16 protein-coding genes and 1 other RNA gene are annotated in these 17,963 nt (G+C 74.1%); 8 read left to right on the forward strand and 9 right to left on the reverse strand.

What is annotated here, in order from left to right:
• Positions 1-7: 7 nt before the first annotated feature.
• From MNZ39_RS11590 to MNZ39_RS11600, 3 genes are all read right to left on the reverse strand, one after another.
• A complete protein-coding gene (locus tag MNZ39_RS11590; protein ID WP_255821425.1) occupies positions 8-2,410 on the reverse strand; it encodes a heavy metal translocating P-type ATPase in 2,403 nt (800 codons plus the stop codon).
• Positions 2,411-2,412: 2 nt separating this feature from the next.
• Positions 2,413-2,802 carry a cupredoxin domain-containing protein gene (locus tag MNZ39_RS11595; protein WP_242338558.1) on the reverse strand — a complete coding sequence of 130 codons (390 nt, stop codon included), beginning with the start codon at positions 2,800-2,802 and terminating at the stop codon, positions 2,413-2,415.
• Positions 2,803-3,014: 212 nt separating this feature from the next.
• Positions 3,015-3,917 (reverse strand): DUF1207 domain-containing protein, encoded by a 903-nt coding sequence (locus tag MNZ39_RS11600; RefSeq protein ID WP_242338560.1) that lies wholly within the window; start codon positions 3,915-3,917, stop codon positions 3,015-3,017.
• A gap of 651 nt (positions 3,918-4,568) precedes the next feature.
• Here MNZ39_RS11600 and MNZ39_RS11605 point away from each other — a divergent pair.
• Positions 4,569-4,868, forward strand: a complete 300-nt coding sequence (locus MNZ39_RS11605; protein WP_242338561.1) for a phospholipase D-like domain-containing protein — start codon at positions 4,569-4,571, stop codon at positions 4,866-4,868.
• Positions 4,869-4,878: 10 nt separating this feature from the next.
• Positions 4,879-5,238 (forward strand): cupin domain-containing protein, encoded by a 360-nt coding sequence (locus MNZ39_RS11610; protein WP_242338563.1) that lies wholly within the window; start codon positions 4,879-4,881, stop codon positions 5,236-5,238.
• 115 nt (positions 5,239-5,353) lie between these two features.
• On the opposite strand, the gene sucD is transcribed toward MNZ39_RS11610, so the two are convergent.
• The gene (gene sucD / locus MNZ39_RS11615; RefSeq protein WP_242338565.1) at positions 5,354-6,343 is read right to left on the reverse strand and encodes a succinate--CoA ligase subunit alpha; all 990 of its coding nucleotides are present in this window, start codon (positions 6,341-6,343) and stop codon (positions 5,354-5,356) included.
• A 34-nt stretch (positions 6,344-6,377) separates the two neighbouring features.
• Positions 6,378-7,547 carry an ADP-forming succinate--CoA ligase subunit beta gene (gene sucC / locus MNZ39_RS11620; RefSeq protein ID WP_242338567.1) on the reverse strand — a complete coding sequence of 390 codons (1,170 nt, stop codon included), beginning with the start codon at positions 7,545-7,547 and terminating at the stop codon, positions 6,378-6,380.
• Positions 7,548-7,779: 232 nt separating this feature from the next.
• Between sucC and prpR the strand changes: the two genes are divergently transcribed.
• Both prpR and MNZ39_RS11630 read left to right on the forward strand, forming a co-directional pair.
• The gene (prpR, locus tag MNZ39_RS11625; RefSeq protein ID WP_242338569.1) at positions 7,780-9,711 is read left to right on the forward strand and encodes a propionate catabolism operon regulatory protein PrpR; all 1,932 of its coding nucleotides are present in this window, start codon (positions 7,780-7,782) and stop codon (positions 9,709-9,711) included.
• A 37-nt stretch (positions 9,712-9,748) separates the two neighbouring features.
• A complete protein-coding gene (locus MNZ39_RS11630) occupies positions 9,749-11,572 on the forward strand; it encodes a glycosyltransferase family 39 protein (protein ID WP_242338571.1) in 1,824 nt (607 codons plus the stop codon).
• Positions 11,573-11,604: 32 nt separating this feature from the next.
• On the opposite strand, the gene MNZ39_RS11635 is transcribed toward MNZ39_RS11630, so the two are convergent.
• The 3 genes from MNZ39_RS11635 to rnpB all read right to left on the reverse strand — a co-directional run bounded on the left by MNZ39_RS11635 (position 11,605) and on the right by rnpB (position 13,693).
• A complete protein-coding gene (locus MNZ39_RS11635) occupies positions 11,605-11,751 on the reverse strand; it encodes a hypothetical protein (RefSeq protein WP_242338573.1) in 147 nt (48 codons plus the stop codon).
• Between the two features lie 147 nt (positions 11,752-11,898).
• The gene (locus tag MNZ39_RS11640) at positions 11,899-12,660 is read right to left on the reverse strand and encodes an endo alpha-1,4 polygalactosaminidase (RefSeq protein ID WP_242338575.1); all 762 of its coding nucleotides are present in this window, start codon (positions 12,658-12,660) and stop codon (positions 11,899-11,901) included.
• 653 nt (positions 12,661-13,313) lie between these two features.
• Positions 13,314-13,693, reverse strand: an RNA gene (gene rnpB / locus MNZ39_RS11645) — RNase P RNA component class A.
• 186 nt (positions 13,694-13,879) lie between these two features.
• On the opposite strand from rnpB, the gene MNZ39_RS11650 reads away from it, so the two are divergent.
• Positions 13,880-14,554, forward strand: coding sequence for a PadR family transcriptional regulator (locus MNZ39_RS11650; protein WP_242338577.1), 675 nt, complete (start codon positions 13,880-13,882; stop codon positions 14,552-14,554).
• 31 nt (positions 14,555-14,585) lie between these two features.
• Here the strand turns inward: MNZ39_RS11650 and nth are convergent, their stop codons facing one another.
• Positions 14,586-15,266 carry an endonuclease III gene (nth, locus tag MNZ39_RS11655; RefSeq protein ID WP_242338579.1) on the reverse strand — a complete coding sequence of 227 codons (681 nt, stop codon included), beginning with the start codon at positions 15,264-15,266 and terminating at the stop codon, positions 14,586-14,588.
• Positions 15,267-15,508: 242 nt separating this feature from the next.
• Here nth and MNZ39_RS11660 point away from each other — a divergent pair, with 242 nt between their 5' ends.
• The 3 genes from MNZ39_RS11660 to MNZ39_RS11670 form a co-directional block, all read left to right on the forward strand.
• Positions 15,509-16,540: a low specificity L-threonine aldolase gene (locus MNZ39_RS11660; protein WP_242338581.1), complete on the forward strand. Its 1,032-nt coding sequence runs from the start codon at positions 15,509-15,511 to the stop codon at positions 16,538-16,540.
• A 50-nt stretch (positions 16,541-16,590) separates the two neighbouring features.
• Entirely contained in the window at positions 16,591-17,577 is a 987-nt protein-coding gene (locus MNZ39_RS24930) for a M23 family metallopeptidase (RefSeq protein WP_242338582.1), read from the forward strand.
• A 160-nt stretch (positions 17,578-17,737) separates the two neighbouring features.
• Positions 17,738-17,963: hypothetical protein (locus tag MNZ39_RS11670; RefSeq protein WP_242338584.1), on the forward strand; the 226-nt coding region annotated here is incomplete at its 3' end.

Here is a 17,963-nt window from a genome sequence, read left to right on the forward strand (position 1 = left end):
TCGTGCCTCACGCGCCCCTGAAGCGGCGCAGCCGCAGGCTGTTCGTGACCACGCTCACGCTGCTCATGGCCATCGCCGCGCTCGCCAGGATGGGCGAGAGCAGGAGCCCGATCGCGGGGTACAGCGCGCCCGCGGCGATGGGGATGCCGACCACGTTGTAGACGAACGCCCAGAAGAGGTTCTGCCGCATGGTCCGCATCGTGCGGCGCGACAGCGCGATGGCGTCCGCGACGGCGCGCAGGTCGGCGCGCATGAGCGTCACGTCCGACGCCTCGACGGCGACGTCCGTGCCGCTCCCCATGGCGATGCCGACCTCTGCCTTCGCGAGCGCCGGGGCGTCGTTGATGCCGTCTCCGACCATCGCGACGACCTTCCCGGCCGCCTGGAGCCGCTCCACCTCGGCGAGCTTCCCCTCGGGCAGGACGCCCGCGACGACGCGCGGGACGCCCGCCGCGCGGGCGACCGCCTCCGCGCTCCGGCGCGTGTCGCCGGTGAGCATCACCACCTCGAGCCCCATCCTGCGGAAGCGCGCGATCGCCTCGCGCGAGGTGGGCCGGATCGGATCCGCGACCGCGAGGAGCCCGGCCAGCGCGCCGTCCACCGCCGCGAACACCGTGGTGTGCCCGTCCGCGGCGTGCGACGCGGCGGCTTCCGAGAGCGGTGAGGTGTCCACGCCCTCGGCTGCGAGGAACGCCTCGTTCCCCACGATGACCCTACGGCCCTGGACCTCGCCGCGCGCGCCGCGGCCGGTTGCCGACTCGAAGCGCGTCGTCTCCAGCGCGGGGACCCCCGCGGCCGCCGCGTGCGCCGCGATGGCCGCCGCCAGGGGGTGCTCGCTCTGGCGCTCGACCGCCCCGACGAGCGCCAGCAGCCGATCCTCGGCGACCGCCGCACGCTCCGGCAGGACGACCCCCACCACGGCCGGCCTGCCCTCGGTGATGGTCCCGGTCTTGTCGAGCACGATCGTGTCGATCGCGTGCGCCCGCTCGAGGGCCTCGCCGCCCTTGATGAGCACGCCGAGCTCCGCGCCCTTGCCCGTCGCGACCATCACCGCCGTGGGCACCGCGAGCCCCATCGCGCAGGGGCAGGCGATGACCAGCACGGCCACCGCGGCCGCGAAGGCGCGCACCGCGGGCGCGGCGTCGGCGGCGACGAACCACACGACGAACGTCGCGATGGCGATCGAGAGCACCACCGGGACGAAGATCCCGCTGATGCGGTCCGCGAGCTTCTGGATCGGCGCGCGCGAGCCCTGCGCGTCGCGCATGAGCTTCACGATGCGCGCGAGGACGCTCTCCGCGCCCACCGCCGTCGCGCGGTAGCGGAACGCGCCGGTGCCGTTCACCGTCGCGCCGATGACCCGCGCGCCCGGTCCCTTCTCCACCGGCATGGGCTCGCCGGTGAGCATCGACTCGTCCACCGCGCTCGCGCCGGCGAGGACCTCCCCGTCCACCGGGATCCGCTCGCCCGGCCGCACCACCACGGTGTCGCCGTGCTCGACCTGCTCGACGGGCACGTCCACCTCGGCGCCGTCGCGCACGACGCGCGCGGTCTTCGGCTGGAGCTGCACGAGGGCGCGCAGCGCGGCGGAGGTCTGGCGCTTCGCGCGCGCCTCGAGGGTGTTGCCGACGAGGATGAGCGCGATGATGAGGACGACCGCCTCGTAGTAGACGTCGGGCGGGACGCCGCGCGCGAGGAAGAAACCGGGCGCGAGCGTGGCGATGACGGAGAGCAGGTAGGCGGCGCCGGTCCCGACCGCGACGAGCGTGTTCATGTCCGCCGAGTGGTGGCGGAACGCCGCCCAGGCGCGGGTGTAGAAGTGGCGCCCCGCCCAGGCCATCACGCCGGTCGTGAGGACGAGGAGCCCGAACGAGATCGCGCGCGGCGGGATGGCGTACAGCCACGGGAGCGCGCGCGAGAGCGTCGGATCGAGGACCCGCATGCTCCAGCGCATGAACGGATCGGCCGGCGCGCCGAGGCCGAGGTGCGCGTGCGTCGCCATGAGCGGCATCGACGCGACCATCGCGACGGCGCCGGCGGCGAGCGAGGCGAGGGCCTTGCCGCGGAGCTCGCGGAACTCGCGGACGCGCGCCTCGTCCTGCTCGGCGAGCGCGTCGCCGCCGGCGAGCGGGAGCGTCGCGCCGTAGCCGGTCGAGCGGACGCGCTCGAGGAGCGCCTCCGCGGAGGCCGCGCTCGGGTCGAAGGCGATCGTCGCCTCGGCCGTCATGAGGTTCACGTTCGCGTCGAGCACCCCCGGCGCGCTCGCGAGCGCCTTCTGCACGCGCGCCTGGCACGCGGCGCAGGTCATGCCCGAGACCTGGACCGTGAGGCGCGCTGGCGCGACCTTCAGCGTCGGGGCGCCGGCGCCGGCCTCGCCGGCGCGCGCCACCGTCCTCGTCGTGGCGTCCATGGTCATTCCTCCTCCACGACGAGGCTGCCGCGGAGCATGCCCATGCCGCAGGTGAACTCGTACGTCCCGGCGCGCTGCGCCGGCAGATCGACGCTGGTCCGCTGGTGGGCGGGGAGGAAGCGCCGGAGGCCGAGTTCCGGGATGACCACCTCCTCGGAGCAGCTCGAGTCCTCGCGGCGATCGAAGACGAGCCGCGCGGGCTGACCGGCCCGCAGCCGCACGCGCGCCGGCGAGTAGCCCCCCTCCACCCGGATCACCGCCTGCTGGACGCCCGTCGCGCCCACCTTGGCGGCGACCGCCGCCTTCCGCCGCTCGGCGAGGAAGAAGTACCAGTTCACCCAGCCGATCGCGGCCACGCCGCCCGCCACGACGGCCACCTCGCTCACGTCCATCTCCTGCCTCCGTTCGGCCGCCCGCGGATACCCCCGGGGCGTATGCCCGCCGATCCGGATCTAGATACCCCCCTCCCCTATGTCAAGCGAAAGCGAGCCTGGACGCCAGGCGGGCGCCTGGCCGCGCGGAGACCGCCGGGCTGGCCATGACGTGGCGAGGCACGGAACCGTCGCCGGCGAGCGCCCTGACGCACCGGTGAGCCGGCGCGGCGTCAGAGTTGGACGTGGAACCCCACGCCGGCGTAGCGGGTGGACTCGAGGAAGAACTGCCCGTACGGCGACGGCCCGTCGTAGTACTCACCGAGGAGGCTCCAGATCCGCGGCGGGTGCCCCTCGCTGCGCCACCAGGCCGCCTCCACGCCGGCGCGGACGCTGACGGCCGGCTTCCACTCCTGCTGCTCCGTGGACTTCACGTCCGCCGCCGCCACGAGCCGCAGCCCGCGCGTCGGGCCTGCCCGCACCTCCGCGCCGGCGTGGACCAGCTTCGGGTCGAGCGTGCTCGGCTTGCGGTTCACGAGGTACTCGCCGCCCGCGTAGACGCGGAGCGGCCCGAGCTCCTGCGACAGGACGAGCTCGACGGACTCGAACGCCAGGTTCACGCGCTGGATCTCGCTGTCGGCGCGGAGGAGCAGCTCGTCTCCGAGGTGGGAGCTCTGGTGGTAGACGCGGGCGCGCGCCGAGAAGCCGGCGTACCGGTACGTCAGCGGCAGGCCCACGAGGTAGTCCGCGTTCAGGAGGTCGTCGCTCGGGGAGTCGAGGTCGAATTGCGCGAACACGGCGGCCTCCAGCCCGAGCTGGAGCCCTTCGCCGGGACGGGGACCGCCGAGCCGGAAGAGCGCGAAGCCGTCGCCCACGCCGATCGAGCCGAGGTGCAGCGTCTGCTCGCTCGTCGGGAACTTGCCCCACAGATACGACACGAAGGAGCGGATCGCCTTCGGATCGGCGACGAGCGGACAGAAGACGTCCCCCTGCGGCAGCGGCACGAGCCCCTCCGCCTCGCCGGCGTGGACACCGGTTCCACAGCGGAGGATGTGGCCCTCGTCGGCCGAGGCCGTGGACGTGAGGGCGGCTGCAACGAGCGCCGCCACCGCGAGCGGCCGGCTACGTGAGGTCATCGCGTTCCTTCGGTGAGCGCCGCGGGCTTCCCCGGACGGCGCGGGCTCCACGTTACCGCGCGGCGCCCGCCCGCGTGCTCCCTGGGCGGGCCCCTGCTCCGTCAGGAGCCGCGTTCATTCGCCGCGGCCGCGTGGCGCCGACCTCCTCCCACAGCCCCGCCTGGCGCCCAGACCACGTCCCGCCCGGTCGCGTGATTAGCGTGAGGGCGATGAGGCCCTTCGACCGCCGCGCGGCGTGGCTCGCCACGGCGGCGCTCCTCGCCGGCGCCTGCCGCGCGAACCCGGAAGCGCGCGTCGCGCCGGCGCCACCCGCCGCCCTGGACGCGCGCCTCGAGGCGCAGACCGGGGCGCGGCTCGTCGCGGGGAACGAGCTCACGCCCATCGAGAACGGCGCCGTCTTCGACGCGATGGTGAAGGACATCGCGGCGGCGAGGCGTCACGTGCACATCGTGAGCTTCATCTGGCGCGGCGCGGAGGGCCCCTCGCGCCGCATCACCGACGCGCTGCTCCGGCGCGCGCGTGGGGTCGAGTGCCGCATCGTCGTCGACCCGTTCGGCTCGCTGAAGTTCGACGACGCGCAGCGGGACGCGCTGAGGCGGTCGGGCTGCGAGGTGGCAGCGCGCGAGCTACGAGGAGCTGCTCGCCGCAGGCGTGCGGATCTACGAGTACCAGCCGAGCATGATGCACGCGAAGACCGTGCTGGTGGACGACCGCTGGGTGGCGATCGGCTCGACCAACATGGACCCGCTGAGCTTCGACCGGCTCGAGGAGGGCTCGGTCGTGGCCGACTCGCCCGCGCTCGCCGGGCACCTCGAGCGCACGCTGCGCGCCGACCTCGCCCGCTCGAAGGAGATCACGCGCGAGGAGTGGTCGCGCCGCGACCCGGTCGTGGACGTGGCGCGCGACGCCGCGTCGCTCCGACGAGTGGCTCTAGGGCGGCGCGCCCGCTAGATGAACGCGCATGGAGAAGGTGAACCTCGGGGAGAAGCTCGCGCTCGTCGACGACTTCTGGCACCCGCGCGTCGTCGCGGAGCTGAACGGCCAGCACGTGAAGGTGGTGAAGCTCGCCGGGCCGTTCGTGTGGCACCAGCACGAGCGCGAGGACGAGCTGTTCCTCGTGGTCCGCGGCGAGCTGCGGATGGAGCTCCGCGATCGCTCCATCGAGCTGCGGGAGGGAGAGCTCCTCGTCGTCCCACGCGGCGTCGAGCACCGGCCGGTGGCGGAGCGCGAGGTCGAGGTGCTCCTGTTCGAGCCCGCCGGCACCCTGAACACCGGGAACGTCCGCGACGAGCGGACCGTCGACGCGCCGGAGCGCATCTGAGGCACGCGCGGCGCTCGCCGCCGCGCGACGGCCCGTACCCTGCAAAGTCCGGCGGCGACACCCGGCTCTACCCGGCACGCCGGGTGTCGCCCACCGGTATCCCCGGTTCTCCGCGCTAGAGGTCGGGGGAATCCTGCTCGCGGCGCGCAGCGCGTCGGCCTGCCGCCGTCGCGCGCGCCCGCCGAGGGCCGGGCGACGCGCTCGCGCGCTTCGCGCTCCGCGTCTTTCGTCGCGTGAGGACGTGTCGCACCGCCTCGCCGATCCCCGCGGGGCTCTCGCAGACGACCACGCCCGCCTCGCGGAGCGCCGCGATCTTGGCCGCGGCGGTCCCGCTCGAGCCCGAGATCACCGCGCCCGCGTGGCCCATCCGCCGCCCGGCGGGCGCGCTCCGCCCGGCGATGAAGCCGACGACGGGCTTCGTCACGTTCTTCCCGATGTAGCGCGCGGCCCACTCCTCGCCCGACCCGCCGATCTCGCCGATGAGGACGATGGCCTCGGTCTCCGGGTCGGCCTCGAAGCGCGAGAGGCAGTCCACGAAGTCGGTGCCGTTGACCGGATCGCCCCCGATGCCGACGGCGGTCGACTGGCCGAGGCCGAGGTCCGTGAGCTGCTTCACGGCCTCGTAGGTGAGGGTGCCCGAGCGCGAGACGATCCCGATGGGACCGGGCCGGTGGATGTGGCCGGGCATGATCCCGATCTTGCATTGCCCGGGCGTGATCACGCCGGGGCAGTTCGGGCCGAGGAGCCGGACCCCGGGGCGATCCTGCAGGAACCGCTTCACCGTCACCATGTCGAGGACCGGGATCCCCTCGGTGATGGCGGTGACGAGCGGGACGCCCGCGCCGGCGGCCTCCATGATCGCATCCGCCGCGAACGGCGGCGGGACGAAGATGACGCTCGCGTTCGCGCCGGTCTCGCGCACGGCGTCCGCGACCGTGTCGAAGATCGGGACGCGCTGCTCGAACCGGGTGCCGCCGCGCCCCGGCGTGACGCCGGCGACGACGCGCGTCCCGTAGCCGAGCATCTGCTCGGCGTGGAAGCTGCCCGCGGCGCCCGTGATCCCCTGCACCACGACCTTCGTGTTCCTGTCGACGAAGATGCTCACGATTCCTCCCGCTCGGTGAGTGCCCGGTGCCGTGTCACGCCGCCGCCCGCGCCGCCGCGACCGCCTTGCGGGCCGCGTCGGCGAGGTCGTCTGCAGGGATGATCTCGAGGTCGCTCTGCGCGAGGAGGCTCTTCCCGAGCTCGACGTTGGTGCCCTCGAGCCGCACCACGAGCGGGACCGAGAGCCCGACCTGCCGCGCCGCCGCGAGGATGCCCTTCGCGATGACGTCGCACTTCATGATGCCGCCGAAGATGTTGACGAGGACCACCCGGACGCCCGGGTCGGCGAGCAGGATCTTGAACGCCGCGGCCACCTTCGCCTCGGTCGCGCCGCCGCCCACGTCGAGGAAGTTCGCCGGCCGGCCGCCCGCGAGCTGGATCATGTCCATCGTGCCCATGGCCAGCCCGGCGCCGTTCACCATGCAGGCGATGTCGCCCTCGAGCGCGACGTAGGACAGATCGTGCTCCTTCGCCTCGAGCTCGCGCGCCTGCTCCTCGTCGGGGTCGCGGAGCGCCGCGAGGTCCGGGTGACGGTGGAGCGCGTTGTCGTCGAGCTCCAGCTTGGCGTCGAGCGCGACGAGCTCGCCCTCCGCCGTGACGACGAGGGGGTTCACCTCCACGAGCGAGGCGTCCGTCGCCGCGTAGGCGCGGTACAGGCCCGCGGCGAGCTGGACGAACCGGCCCGCGGCCTCGCCGTGGAGGCCCAGGCCGAACGCGAGGCTGCGGGCCTGGTTCGCCTGGAGGCCGGTGAGCGGATCGATCACCGCGCGCAGGATCTTCTCGGGGTGGAGCCGCGCGACCTCCTCGATCTCGACGCCACCCTCGGTGGACGCCATGACCGTGACGCGCCCGGTCTCGCGGTCGACGGTCATGCCGAGGTAGAGCTCGCGCTCGATCCGGCAGCCCTCCTCCACGTAGATCTTCCGGACCCGCTGGCCCGCGGGGCCGGTCTGGGCGGTGACGAGCACCATCCCGAGCATGGCCTCCGCGTGATCGCGCGCCTCGTCGGAGGAGCGCGCGAGCTTCACGCCGCCGGCCTTGCCGCGGCCCCCCGCGTGGATCTGCGCCTTGATCGCGCAGATCGGCGTCGCGAGCGCGCTCGCTGCCTCCTCGGCCTCGGCCGGCGACGTCGCGAGCTTCCCTCGCAGCACCGTCACCCCGAAGCCGCGCAGAAGCTCCTTCGCCTGGTACTCGTGGATCCTCACGGGTGGGGCTCCTCTCGCTGTCGTGCCGCCTGGGGCATACGAGAGCAATCGCTGCGCCATCGGGCGCATGCCTCGGCCCCTCCCTCCAACCCCCTGGAATGTCTCCGATCGCCTCCGCCGCACGCGGCGCCGCTGGCGTGGCGACCTCCGCTCGCGTACCGTTCTCGGGACACCGCGTCCCGGATTCGGCTCTCCGTCGCGGCGAGCGCACCCCGGCGACGCTGGAGGCCGCGTGCCCTTCCGCAGCGAGGAGAAGCCGGTCATCTGGGCCTTCAGCGCGAGCCGCCTGCGGCGCGTGCTCGAGAGCGCCGCCCCGATCTACGCCGACCGCGCCGAGGTGCGGGTGTTCGACCTCTCCTTCGAGGGCGCGCTGGAGACGGCGCGCAGCCTCACCGAGGCGGACGAGCGCGTGGACGCGTTCGTCGCCGCCGGCTCGAACGGCGCCTACCTGCGCGACCACGCCCCCGTGCCGGTCGCGCTCGTGGACGTCTCGACCACCGACGCGCTGCAGGCGCTCGCGCACGCGCGCACGCTCGGCCGCCGCGTGGGCATCGTGAACCACCGCCGCGTGCTCCCCGGCCTCGAGCGCTGGAAGGACCTCCTGCGCGGGGTCCAGATCGAGCAGCGCTCCTACGTCACCCCCGAGGAGGCCCGGGCCGCGGTCGCGGAGCTCGCGGCGCACGGGTTCGAGGTGGTGGTCGGCCCCGGCCCCGCCTGCGACGAGGCCGAGCGCGCCGGCCTCAGGTCGGTCCTCCTCTACTCGCTCGAGTGCGTCTGCGAGACGATCGAGCGCGCGATCGAGATGGCCCAGGTCGCGCGCGCGGAGCGCCGGCGGCGCGAGCAGCTCGCGGCCGTCATCGATCACATCGACGAGGCCGTCGTCGCGGTGGACGCGAGCGAGCGCATCGCGATCGTGAACCCCGGCTTCGAGCGGCTGCTCGCGGTGAGCGGCGCGGAGCTCCTGGGCAAGCGCCTCTCGAGCGTCGCGCCCGAGCTCTCCCTCTCCCGGGTCCTCGAGACGGGCGCGGCCGAGCTCCGCTCCTTCCAGAAGCTCGGCGCGCGCAGCCTGGTCGTGAGCCGCATCCCCGTGCGCGAGCGCGGCGTGCTCTCGGGCGCGGTGCTCACCTGCCAGGACTCGAGGACGCTCCTGCGCGTCGATCGCGATCTCCGCTCCGAGCTCCGCCCGCGGCGCTTCATCGCCCGCTACGAGCTCGCCGGGATCGTCGGGAGCTCGGCCGCCATCCGCACGGTGAGGGCGCTCGCCGAGCAGTACGCCGGCACGGAGGGGACCGTGCTCATCACCGGCGAGAGCGGCACCGGGAAGGAGATGGTCGCGCAGGGGATCCACAACGCGGGCCGCCGGCGCGACCACCCGTTCGTCGCGATCAACTGCGCCGCCTTCCCCGAGGCGCTGCTCGAGTCGGAGCTGTTCGGCTACGAGGAGGGCGCCTTCACCGGCTCGCGCCGCGGGGGGCGGGCCGGGCTGTTCGAGGCCGCCCACACCGGGACGATCTTCCTCGACGAGGTCGGCGACGTGCCCATCACCCTGCAGACCCGCCTCCTGCGCGTGCTCCAGGAGCGCCAGGTGCTGCGGCTCGGCAGCAACGACCCGACCCCCGTCGACGTCCGCGTCGTCGCCGCGACGAACCGGGATCTGAAGCGCGAGATCGGCCGGGGAGCGTTCCGCGAGGACCTCTACTACCGCCTCAACATCCTCCCCATCCCCATGCCGCCCTTGCGAGCCCGGAAGGACGACGTCGCACCCATCGCGGAGGCGCTCCTGCGCGACGGGCTCGCCCGCCACGGCGTGCCGGACGTGCTGCCGCGGGCGCTGGCGCTGCTCCTCCCGTGGCTCGAGGGCTACGCCTGGCCGGGCAACGTCCGCGAGCTCGAGAACGTGCTCGAGCGCGTGGCGGTGCTCTACGCGCACCGGGCCGCGGCGCCCGAGCGCGTCGGCCCGGACGAGCTCCGCGCCGTGCTCCCGGAGCTGTTCCAGCTCCCGGAGGCGCCGCCGGACGCCGATCTCCGCAGCGCGCGCGAGGCCCAGGAGACGGCGGTGATCCGGCGCGTCATCGGCGAGTGCGGCGGCAACGTGAACGAGGCCGCGAAGCGGCTCGGCGTGGGGCGCTCCACGCTCTACCGGAAGCTGAGGACGCCGAGCTGAGGACCTCCCCCATTCCCGTGGGCTATAGTCCGCCGCCATGAACTCGGGCATCGGGCGCGTGCTCCTCCGCTGGGCACCGGGCGCGACCATCGCGGCCACTTTCCTCGGGATGATGGCGCTCAGCTGGGGTAAGTGGCCCGACGTCCTCGTCGACTTCGGCCACGAGCTCTACGCGGCGTGGCGGCTCAGCGAGGGGCAGGCGCTCGGCCGGGACATCCAGTGGGGCGCGACCGGTCCCCTTTCACCGTATGTGAATGCCGCCGTCTTCCGGATCTTCGGCCCCGAGCTTCGCGCGCTCGTCGTGTTCAATCTCCTGCTGCTCGCGCTGTTGACGTGGCTGCTCTACTCGCTGATCCGCGCCCTCTCGGATGGCTCCACCGCGACCCTCGCGTGCGTCGCGTTCCTGTCGATCTTCGGGTTCGGCCAGTACGTCGGGATCGGCAACTACAACTACGTGACGCCGTACTCGCACGGCGTGACGCACGGGCTCATGCTGTCGCTCCTCGCGATCTGGCTGTTCCACCGGTTCGCGACGGGAGGGGATCGGCGCCACCTCGGCGCCGCGGGGATCGCGGTCGGGCTCGCCTTCCTGACCAAGCCCGAGCTCTTCGTCGCGTGCGTGGCCGCGGTGGGCGTCAGCTGGCTGGCGTTCGCGAGAGAAGTCCGGAGCACCCGCCGAGCCTTTCCTGCGCTCGCCGTGCTGCTCGGCGCTGCGTGCGTTCCGCCCGTGGTCGCGTTTGCGCTGCTGCTGCTGAAGCTGCCCGCGCGGGACGCGCTGCACGTGACGCTCGCGCCATGGGCCCTCATGGCGACGCCGCTCACGAAGACCCCCTTCTATCTCGCAGGCGTCGGGCTCGACGCGCCCGCCGTGAACCTCGCTGCCCTCGCGCGCTGGGCCGGTGGGTACGTGCTCGTCGCCGGGCTCGGGGTGGCCGCGGCGCTGGCGGCTCACCGGCTGCGCCTGTCATCCTTCGTGTGGAGCGTCGGCGCGTTCGCGCTCACCGTCGCCGGGCTCACCTCGCTCGTGCCGCCGTGGCACTGGTTAGACGTCGCCCGGCCGTTGCCGCTGTTCGTCCTCTTCGGCGCCGCCGCTTACGCCTGGCGGGCGTTCAGGGGGCCACCCGGCGAGGCGCGGACGAGCGCGTCATCGCTCGGGTTCGCGCTCGCGACGTTCGCGCTCGCGCTGCTCGGGAAGATGCTCCTGAACGCCCGCATCATCCACTACGGGTTCGCCCTCGCGATGCCGGCGTCGCTGCTCGCGATCGTCTGGTTCACGTGGTCAGCCCCGAAGCTCCTCGAGAGCCGAGGACTGCGTGGCGGCGTGTTCCGCGGCGTGGCGACGGGGTTCCTCGCCGTGATCGCCCTCGCGTACGTCCAGCGGGCGTCGAACCTGTTCGCCACGAAGAAGGTCCAGGTCGGTACGGGCGCGAGCGCCTTCGTCGCGGACGACCGCGGCCTCTTCGTGGCCGAGATGGTGCGGCGGATCGAGCAACGCGCCGCCCCCGGCGACACGCTCGCGGTGATCCCCGAGGGCGTGATGATCAACTTCCTTACCCATCACAGCAGCCCGTCGCCGTACCTGACCTACCTGCCGGACGCGATCGCCGCTTTCGGGGAGGCGGCGATGCTCGAGGCGCTACGCCACGCTCCGCCGGACCTCGTGCTCGTCGTGTCGCGCGACGCGTCGGAGCATGGCGCCCGGACCTTCGGGATCGATTACGCGGGAGACACCTTGCAGTGGCTCCGCCAGAACTACGCTCCCCTGACGGTCGTCGGCGGCTCGCCCTTCAACCCCGACCAGTACGGGATGATGCTCCTCGCGCGGACTTTGCCGTCGCGCTCCGCGCGCGCGGGTCCGTAGCCTGTACGCGAGGGCGGCGCGCGCCCCGCCGGTCACGGAGATGCGCTCTCGTGGGCGAGCCGCTGCGCCTCCTCGCGCTCGGGCGGCTCGCCCGGATGCGAGGCGTACCAGATGCCCAGGGCGATCACGATGACGAACAGGACCCAGATCGGCCCGCGCGGCTCGCCGTCCTCGGTCACGCGACGCTCCCGCCGCAGGGGCGAAGCACGCTGACGGCGGCTGTGAGGGGGGCGCTCACGCGGCGAGCGTACCCCTCGGCGGGCCCGCGTGAAACGCGGCGTCCTGGCGCAGGCCGTCCGGCTCCGCCGGCGAGCCGGCGCCGCGGCTCACCAGCCCGGCTTCACGTTGTAGCCCCAGCCGCGGATGTCCCAGGACTCGCTCGTGATGTACGGGACGAAGCCCTGCGCCGAGATGGCGTCGTACAGCTCGCGCGCCCGGTCGCTGGACGGATCCGCGTACTCCGCGACGAAGACCGGGACGCCGCGCTCCTTCAGCGCCTTCATCTGCTGGAACTGCGGCCCCCAGTACCACGGGTCCTCCCACGGCCGGAGATACGCGGCGGGGTAGCTCGAGGTGGAGAAGAGGCCCTCGGTCTCCATCCCGTGGACGTACTGCGGATACGCGAGCGCGAACTCGAACCCCTGGTTGAAGATGAACTTCATGTCCGGGTGCTGGTCGAGGATCCGCTGCATCACCGAGGCGATGGCGTCGTTCACGTCCGCGCGCGTCTTGCCGGGCGGCACGTCGGGAGTTGCCGCGTCCCACTTGATGCCGCGCGAGCCCGTGCGATACGCCTCGTCCGAACGCCGGACGAGCCAGTCCTGCCACGAGGGATGCGTCACGTCGACGAGCTCCAGTCCCCAGTCGCCGTTCGTCCGCAGGATGTCGCCGCTGTAGCCGGACGCGGCGCGCAGCTGACCGTCCAGCTCGGCCAGGTTGACGTACGCGAACGGGCGCACCCCCGCGTTCGCGAGGACCTCGTTCGTCTGCGTGTCGCCCGGGTAGCCGGTCTCGAACCACTCGAAGCCCGCCCGCGCGACCGCCTCGGCCGGCAACCCGCCGCGGGCCCAGCCTCCGAACGACGGCATCGGCGAGTCGTCGCCGCGAAACTTCGTGACCGCGCTCTGAGCGCGGCCGTCGCCAGGAGCGCCGGCGTCGGCGGCCGCGGTGGTCTCGCACGGGGCAGCGGTGCCGCCGCACGACGAGGGGGCGCCGCCACCGCCACCGCCGCAGGCCGTGGCGAGCGAGATGAGCGAGGCGAGGGAGAGCGCTGCGGTGAGGCGTTCCTTGCGAATCAGTGTGGGCTCCTTCCGTTCCTGGTTCCGCGGCGAGAACGGGAGGCCCACCGACCGCATTTCCTGCGGACAGGTAGTCAGCGGTGAGCAGAGGAAGGGGCCGGTGATCCGTATGCCCCCGTTTGCCTACTGGAGCGCACTTGGCAGCCCGATGCCCACACGCAGCTCGGTCGCTCGTTATTTTTCAGCTGGGACTGAGAAAGAGCTGCACGGCTCGCGCCTGGGCCCGCGAGCGAGCATGCGCCCGGAGCCGCACCCTCACCGCGGGCGCCGTCACGCCCCTGGTCATTTCGGGTACGCGCGCGCCCGAGGCTTCGAGCGAGCGCTCGGAATGAAGGTCGAGCGCGGGCTGCGCGTGTGGGAACGAATGGCCGCCGAGGCTCTACGGAGGGGACGCCGGAGCAATCCGGCAGATCCCCCTCGACGCCGTCCATCGGAAAAGAAAATGCCGGAGCCGCCCTGTAAGCCGAGTTCTGTCCCGCGGGTCTCCCCGCGGCGGCGAACATTCCTCTAGGACGCGCGTTGCCGCGCGCCTCCAGCGGGCCATACCCGGAGGCGAAGACCGGGCCAGTCGCCTCCCTATTTGCCCTTGCACCGGGTGGGGTTTGCCATGCCGCGCCGGTCACCCGGCGCGCGGTGCGCTCTTACCGCACCGTTTCACCCTTGCCACGCACGCCTCGCGGCGCCGTTCGGCGGTCTGTTCTCTGTGGCACTTTCCTGCGGGTCGCCCCGACCGGTCGTTAACCGGCACCCTGCCCTGTGGTGCTCGGACTTTCCTCGGCGGCCCCCGTTCCTGCGAGGCCGACGCGTTCGCCCGAGCGGCTCCAGCGAGACCCGTGTAACACGCGAGATGGGTGGCGGCAACGCGAGCCCCCGCGCGGCGGTGCGGCGGACGAGCGGGCGGGGACCGCCGCCCGCTCGAACCTGGCCCTCGAGCTCGCCGCACCAGCGGGGCTTGACGGCTGCCGAATGTCTCCGATATATCGACGACACACGACGAGCTGTCGCTCGAATGGAGGCGCTCATGTTCGGTCCATGGTCGTTTCGGCGGTTCCACCACGATCCCGAGTCCTGCTTCGCCGGCGGAGGCCGCGGCCGGCACCACCGCCATCGCGGCGGCCATCACGGGCACGGCGGCGACGGCCCGGGGCCGGGCGGCGGCGACAACCCGTGGGGCGGGAATCCGTTCGGCGGGAACCCCTGGTCCTTCTTCTTCCGCGGCCGGAAGACCCGGCGCGGCGACGTGCGCGCCGCCATCCTCGCGCTCCTCTCGGAGCAGCCCCGCAACGGCTACCAGATCATGCAGGAGCTGGAGCAGCGCAGCGGCGGGGTGTGGCGTCCGAGCCCGGGCTCCGTTTACCCGGCGCTCCAGCTGCTCCAGGACGAGGACCTCGTGAAGGCGGAGGAGAGCGGCGGAGGTCGCGTCTTCCAGCTCACGGAGCACGGCCGGGCGTACGTGAAGGAGCACGCCGAGGACGTCGCGGCGCCGTGGGAGGCCGCCCGCGCCGCCGCCGGCGAGGATCTCCCCGAGCTCCTGGGCCTCGCCCATCAGGTCGGCGTGGCCGCGGCGCAGGTGGCCCACGCCGGAACTCCCGCCCACGTCGCCGAGGCGCGCAAGGTGCTCCAGGACGCGCGCCGCGCCCTCTACCGGATCCTCGCGGAGGACGCGCCCGAGCACGGGCGGTGACCGCACGGGCGAGGTCGCTGGCCCACCGGCGTCACCTGCGCATCGCCACCGGCACCCCGCGCTTCGGGCACAGCTCCTCGACCGGACAGCGCGAGCACGCCGGCCGCCGCGCGTCGCAGGTCCGCCGCCCGTGCCACACGAAGAGCTGGTGCGCCTCGCCCCAGCGCTCCTCCGGCACGAGCGCCATGAGGTCCTGCTCCACCTTGGACGGGTCCGCCTGGCGGGTGAGCCCGAGCCTCCGCGCCACGCGGCCGACGTGCGTGTCCACCGGGAACGCGTGCGCGGCGCCGAGGTGCACGAGCACGACGCCCGCGGTCTTGCGCCCGACGCCCGGCAGCGCCTCGAGCGCCTCGCGCGTTCGCGGCACGCGCCCGCCGTGCTCGGCGGCGATGGCCGCCATCGCGGCGACGATCGCCTTCGCCTTGTTGCGGTAGAGCCCGAGGCTGCGGATGAACGGCCAGAGCTCCTCGGGCGCGGCGGCGGCGTAGTCCGGCGCGGTGCGGTAGCGCGCGAAGAGCGCGGGCGTCGCGCGGTTCACGCCTGCGTCTGTGCTCTGCGCCGACAGGATCACCGAGACGAGCAGCTCGAGGTCGTTCCCGAACTCGAGCGCGATGCGCACGTCCGGCATGGCGCGGGCCAGCCGGTCGACGATCTCCACCGCGCGGGCGCGCTTCCCGGCGGCAGGGGGCCGCCTCCTCGTGGGTGTCGGCATCGCGCGCGGATGCTAGCACCGCCCGCGATGGTCGCGGCGCCGCGCCGGCACCGGGCGAGGCGTGGCCCACGGCGCTGGATGAGCCGCCTCCGGGCTTCCAGCACGAGCCCGTCTGGTTCCGGCGCGTCGCCCGCCTGGCCGGGCGCGCTCCCGCCTCCACCGAGCGCTCGGGGTGCGGTGAGCCGGAACGCGATCCCGAAAATCCCGCCTCCTCGCGGCGCCGGAGTTAGGCTCCCCTGCCCATGACCCCCATCGATCTCCGGTCCGACACCGTCACCCGGCCGACCCCCGCCATGCGCGAGGCGATGGCCCGCGCCGACGTCGGCGACGACGTCTACGGCGAGGATCCCACCGTGAACCTCCTCCAGGAGGAGGTCGCGGGGCTCCTCGGCAAGGAGGCGGCGCTCTTCGTCCCCTCCGGGACGATGGCGAACCAGGTCTCGCTCGGCGTCCTCACCCGGCCCGGCGACGAGATCGTCTGCGACGCGGGCGCCCACTGCATCTCGTTCGAGAGCGGCGCGCTCGCGGCGCTGTGGGGCGTCCAGGCGCGGACGATCGCGGCGGAGCGCGGGCTCCTCGAGCCGGCCGCGGTCGAGGCGGCGATCCGGCCCGCCGGCGACGTCTACCCCCGCACCCGCGTCGTCGCCCTCGAGAACACGCACAACCGCGGCGGCGGCGCGATCTACCCGCTCGAGCGCGTGCGCGCCCTCGGCGAGCTCGCCCGCGCGGGCGGGCTCTCCCTGCACCTCGACGGCGCGCGTCTGTGGAACGCGTGCGCCGCGACCGGGGTCGCGCCGGCGGACTACGCGCGCGAGGCGACCACCGTCTCGGTGTGCCTCTCGAAGGGGCTCGGTGCGCCCGCGGGGTCACTCGTGGCCGGCGCGCGCGAGCTCGTCGCCGAGGCGCGCCGGCTGCGGAAGCGGCTCGGCGGCGGGATGCGCCAGGCCGGGATCCTCGCCGCGGCCGGGCTGCACGCGCTCCGCCACCACCGCGCGCGGCTCCCCGAGGATCACGCGAACGCCCGCCACCTCGCGGACGGCCTCACGGAGCTCGGCGGGCTCCTGCCCCTGCCGGTCGAGACGAACCTCGTCTTCGTCGCGTTCACCGGCCGGAGCGCCGCCGAGCTCTCCGCGCGCCTCGCGCGCGAGGGCGTCCTCGCGAACCCGGAGGGCTCGCGGCCCGACCTGCTGCGCCTCGTCACGCACATGGACGTCTCGCGCGCCGACGTGGACGAGGCGCTCGTCCGCATCGGCCGCGTGCTGCGCGGCGCGTGACGGGCCGCGAAGGCGAGGCGCGGGAGGGCGCGTGGTAGCATCCGCGGCGCGTGCTCCGCGCCCTCGCGATCGCCCTCGTCGCCGCCGCGCTCGCATGTGGCCGCGCGCCCGCGCGGAAGATGACGTTCGCGGACGCAGGCTTCACGGCCGGCCGGCCGGGGGGCGACGACGCCGGGAGCGCGCAGGAGCCGGAGGAGCCGCCCCCGCCGCCCGTGGACGTCCCCGCGCCCGAGTCCATCGCGAGCGAGGCGCCCGAGGGTCCGCCCATCGACGGCACGCTGCTCCGCTTCGCGGCCCAGGCGCGCGATCGCCGCGCGACGCGCCCCGCGGGCCGCGGCTTCCCCGAGGACGCGGACCGCGCGTGGCGGGGGCTCGTGGCGGAGCTCGACGCGTACCTCGGCCGGGCGCTGCCGCAGACGCCGCTCCTCGAGCTCGTGCGCGCGCGCGTCACCGTCGAGGCGGAGTGGGACTACGACGTGCGCCACTACGGCCCGCCGCCGCGGGACCTCGCCGCGCTGGTGGCCTCGCGTGCGGCGCGCTTCGGCACCCGCATCGCCACCGCCCGCGCGCTCGGCCTCGGCCTGTTCGCGCGCACGAGGCCGCCGCTCCTGCGCTGGCCGGTGGAGCAGGCGGGCATCTCGAGCGTCTTCGGGATGCGCACGCACCCCCTGGACGGCCAGCGCCGGATGCACTTCGGCGTCGATCTCGCCGCCGACGCCGGCCGCGTCGTGGCCGCCGCGGCGAAGGGGTTCGTGGTGCGCGCCGGCTGGATGGGCGGCTACGGCCTCATGGTGGAGGTCCACCACGCCGGCGGGCTCACGACGCGCTACGGCCACCTCGCCGCCCTGCTGTGCGCGCCGGGCGACGCGGTCGAGCCGGGGGGACCGCTCGGCGTGGTCGGCCGGACTGGCCGCGCGACCGGACCGCACCTGCACTTCGAGGTCTGGCGCGGCGGCGAGCCGTCGGATCCGCTCGCGTGGCTCGGGGTCGTCCCCGCGTCGGGCGCCGGCTTCGGCCACCCCGCGGCCCGCCGCTGACGGAGCCAAAAAGCGAGCGCCCCGCGAGCTGCGCGCGGGGCGCCCGGTTCCCACACCCTCCCCCGAGGACCTTGCTCCACCGGGGCGCGGCGGATGACGCTCTCGTGTATCAATGAGGGGCACGCGGGGTCAAATCCCCCCGCCTTCACATGGAGTCCCGATGTCCGCGTTCCTGGCGGTCACCCTCCCGCTCGCGCTCGCGGCGACCCTCGACGTCCCGGCCGGCGCCGATCTCGCCGCCGCGCTCGCGCGGGCCCGCCCGGGCGACGTGGTGCGGCTCGCCGCCGGCGAGCACCGCGGCGGCATCGACCTGCCCGCCGGCGTCCGGCTCGAGGGCGCCGGCGCGGGTCGCACGCGCGTCGTCGCGCCGGAGGGGGAGGACGCGC

The sequence above is a fragment of the Anaeromyxobacter sp. SG66 genome (assembly GCF_022690805.1).
In the GTDB taxonomy this organism is placed as follows: domain Bacteria; phylum Myxococcota; class Myxococcia; order Myxococcales; family Anaeromyxobacteraceae; genus Anaeromyxobacter; species Anaeromyxobacter soli.

Excerpts from the sequence above, each read along its gene's own strand:
- MNZ39_RS11590 (WP_255821425.1), bottom strand. The coding sequence starts at position 2,410 with ATGGACGCCACGACGAGGACGGTGGCGCGCGCCGGCGAGGCCGGCGCC.
- MNZ39_RS11595 (WP_242338558.1), bottom strand. The coding sequence starts at position 2,802 with ATGGACGTGAGCGAGGTGGCCGTCGTGGCGGGCGGCGTGGCCGCGATC.
- MNZ39_RS11600 (WP_242338560.1), bottom strand. The coding sequence starts at position 3,917 with ATGACCTCACGTAGCCGGCCGCTCGCGGTGGCGGCGCTCGTTGCAGCC.
- MNZ39_RS11610 (WP_242338563.1), top strand. The coding sequence starts at position 4,879 with ATGGAGAAGGTGAACCTCGGGGAGAAGCTCGCGCTCGTCGACGACTTC.
- MNZ39_RS11630 (WP_242338571.1), top strand. The coding sequence starts at position 9,749 with ATGAACTCGGGCATCGGGCGCGTGCTCCTCCGCTGGGCACCGGGCGCG.
- MNZ39_RS11640 (WP_242338575.1), bottom strand. The coding sequence starts at position 12,660 with ATGCCGTCGTTCGGAGGCTGGGCCCGCGGCGGGTTGCCGGCCGAGGCG.
- MNZ39_RS11650 (WP_242338577.1), top strand. The coding sequence starts at position 13,880 with ATGGAGGCGCTCATGTTCGGTCCATGGTCGTTTCGGCGGTTCCACCAC.
- nth (WP_242338579.1), bottom strand. The coding sequence starts at position 15,266 with ATGCCGACACCCACGAGGAGGCGGCCCCCTGCCGCCGGGAAGCGCGCC.
- MNZ39_RS11660 (WP_242338581.1), top strand. The coding sequence starts at position 15,509 with ATGACCCCCATCGATCTCCGGTCCGACACCGTCACCCGGCCGACCCCC.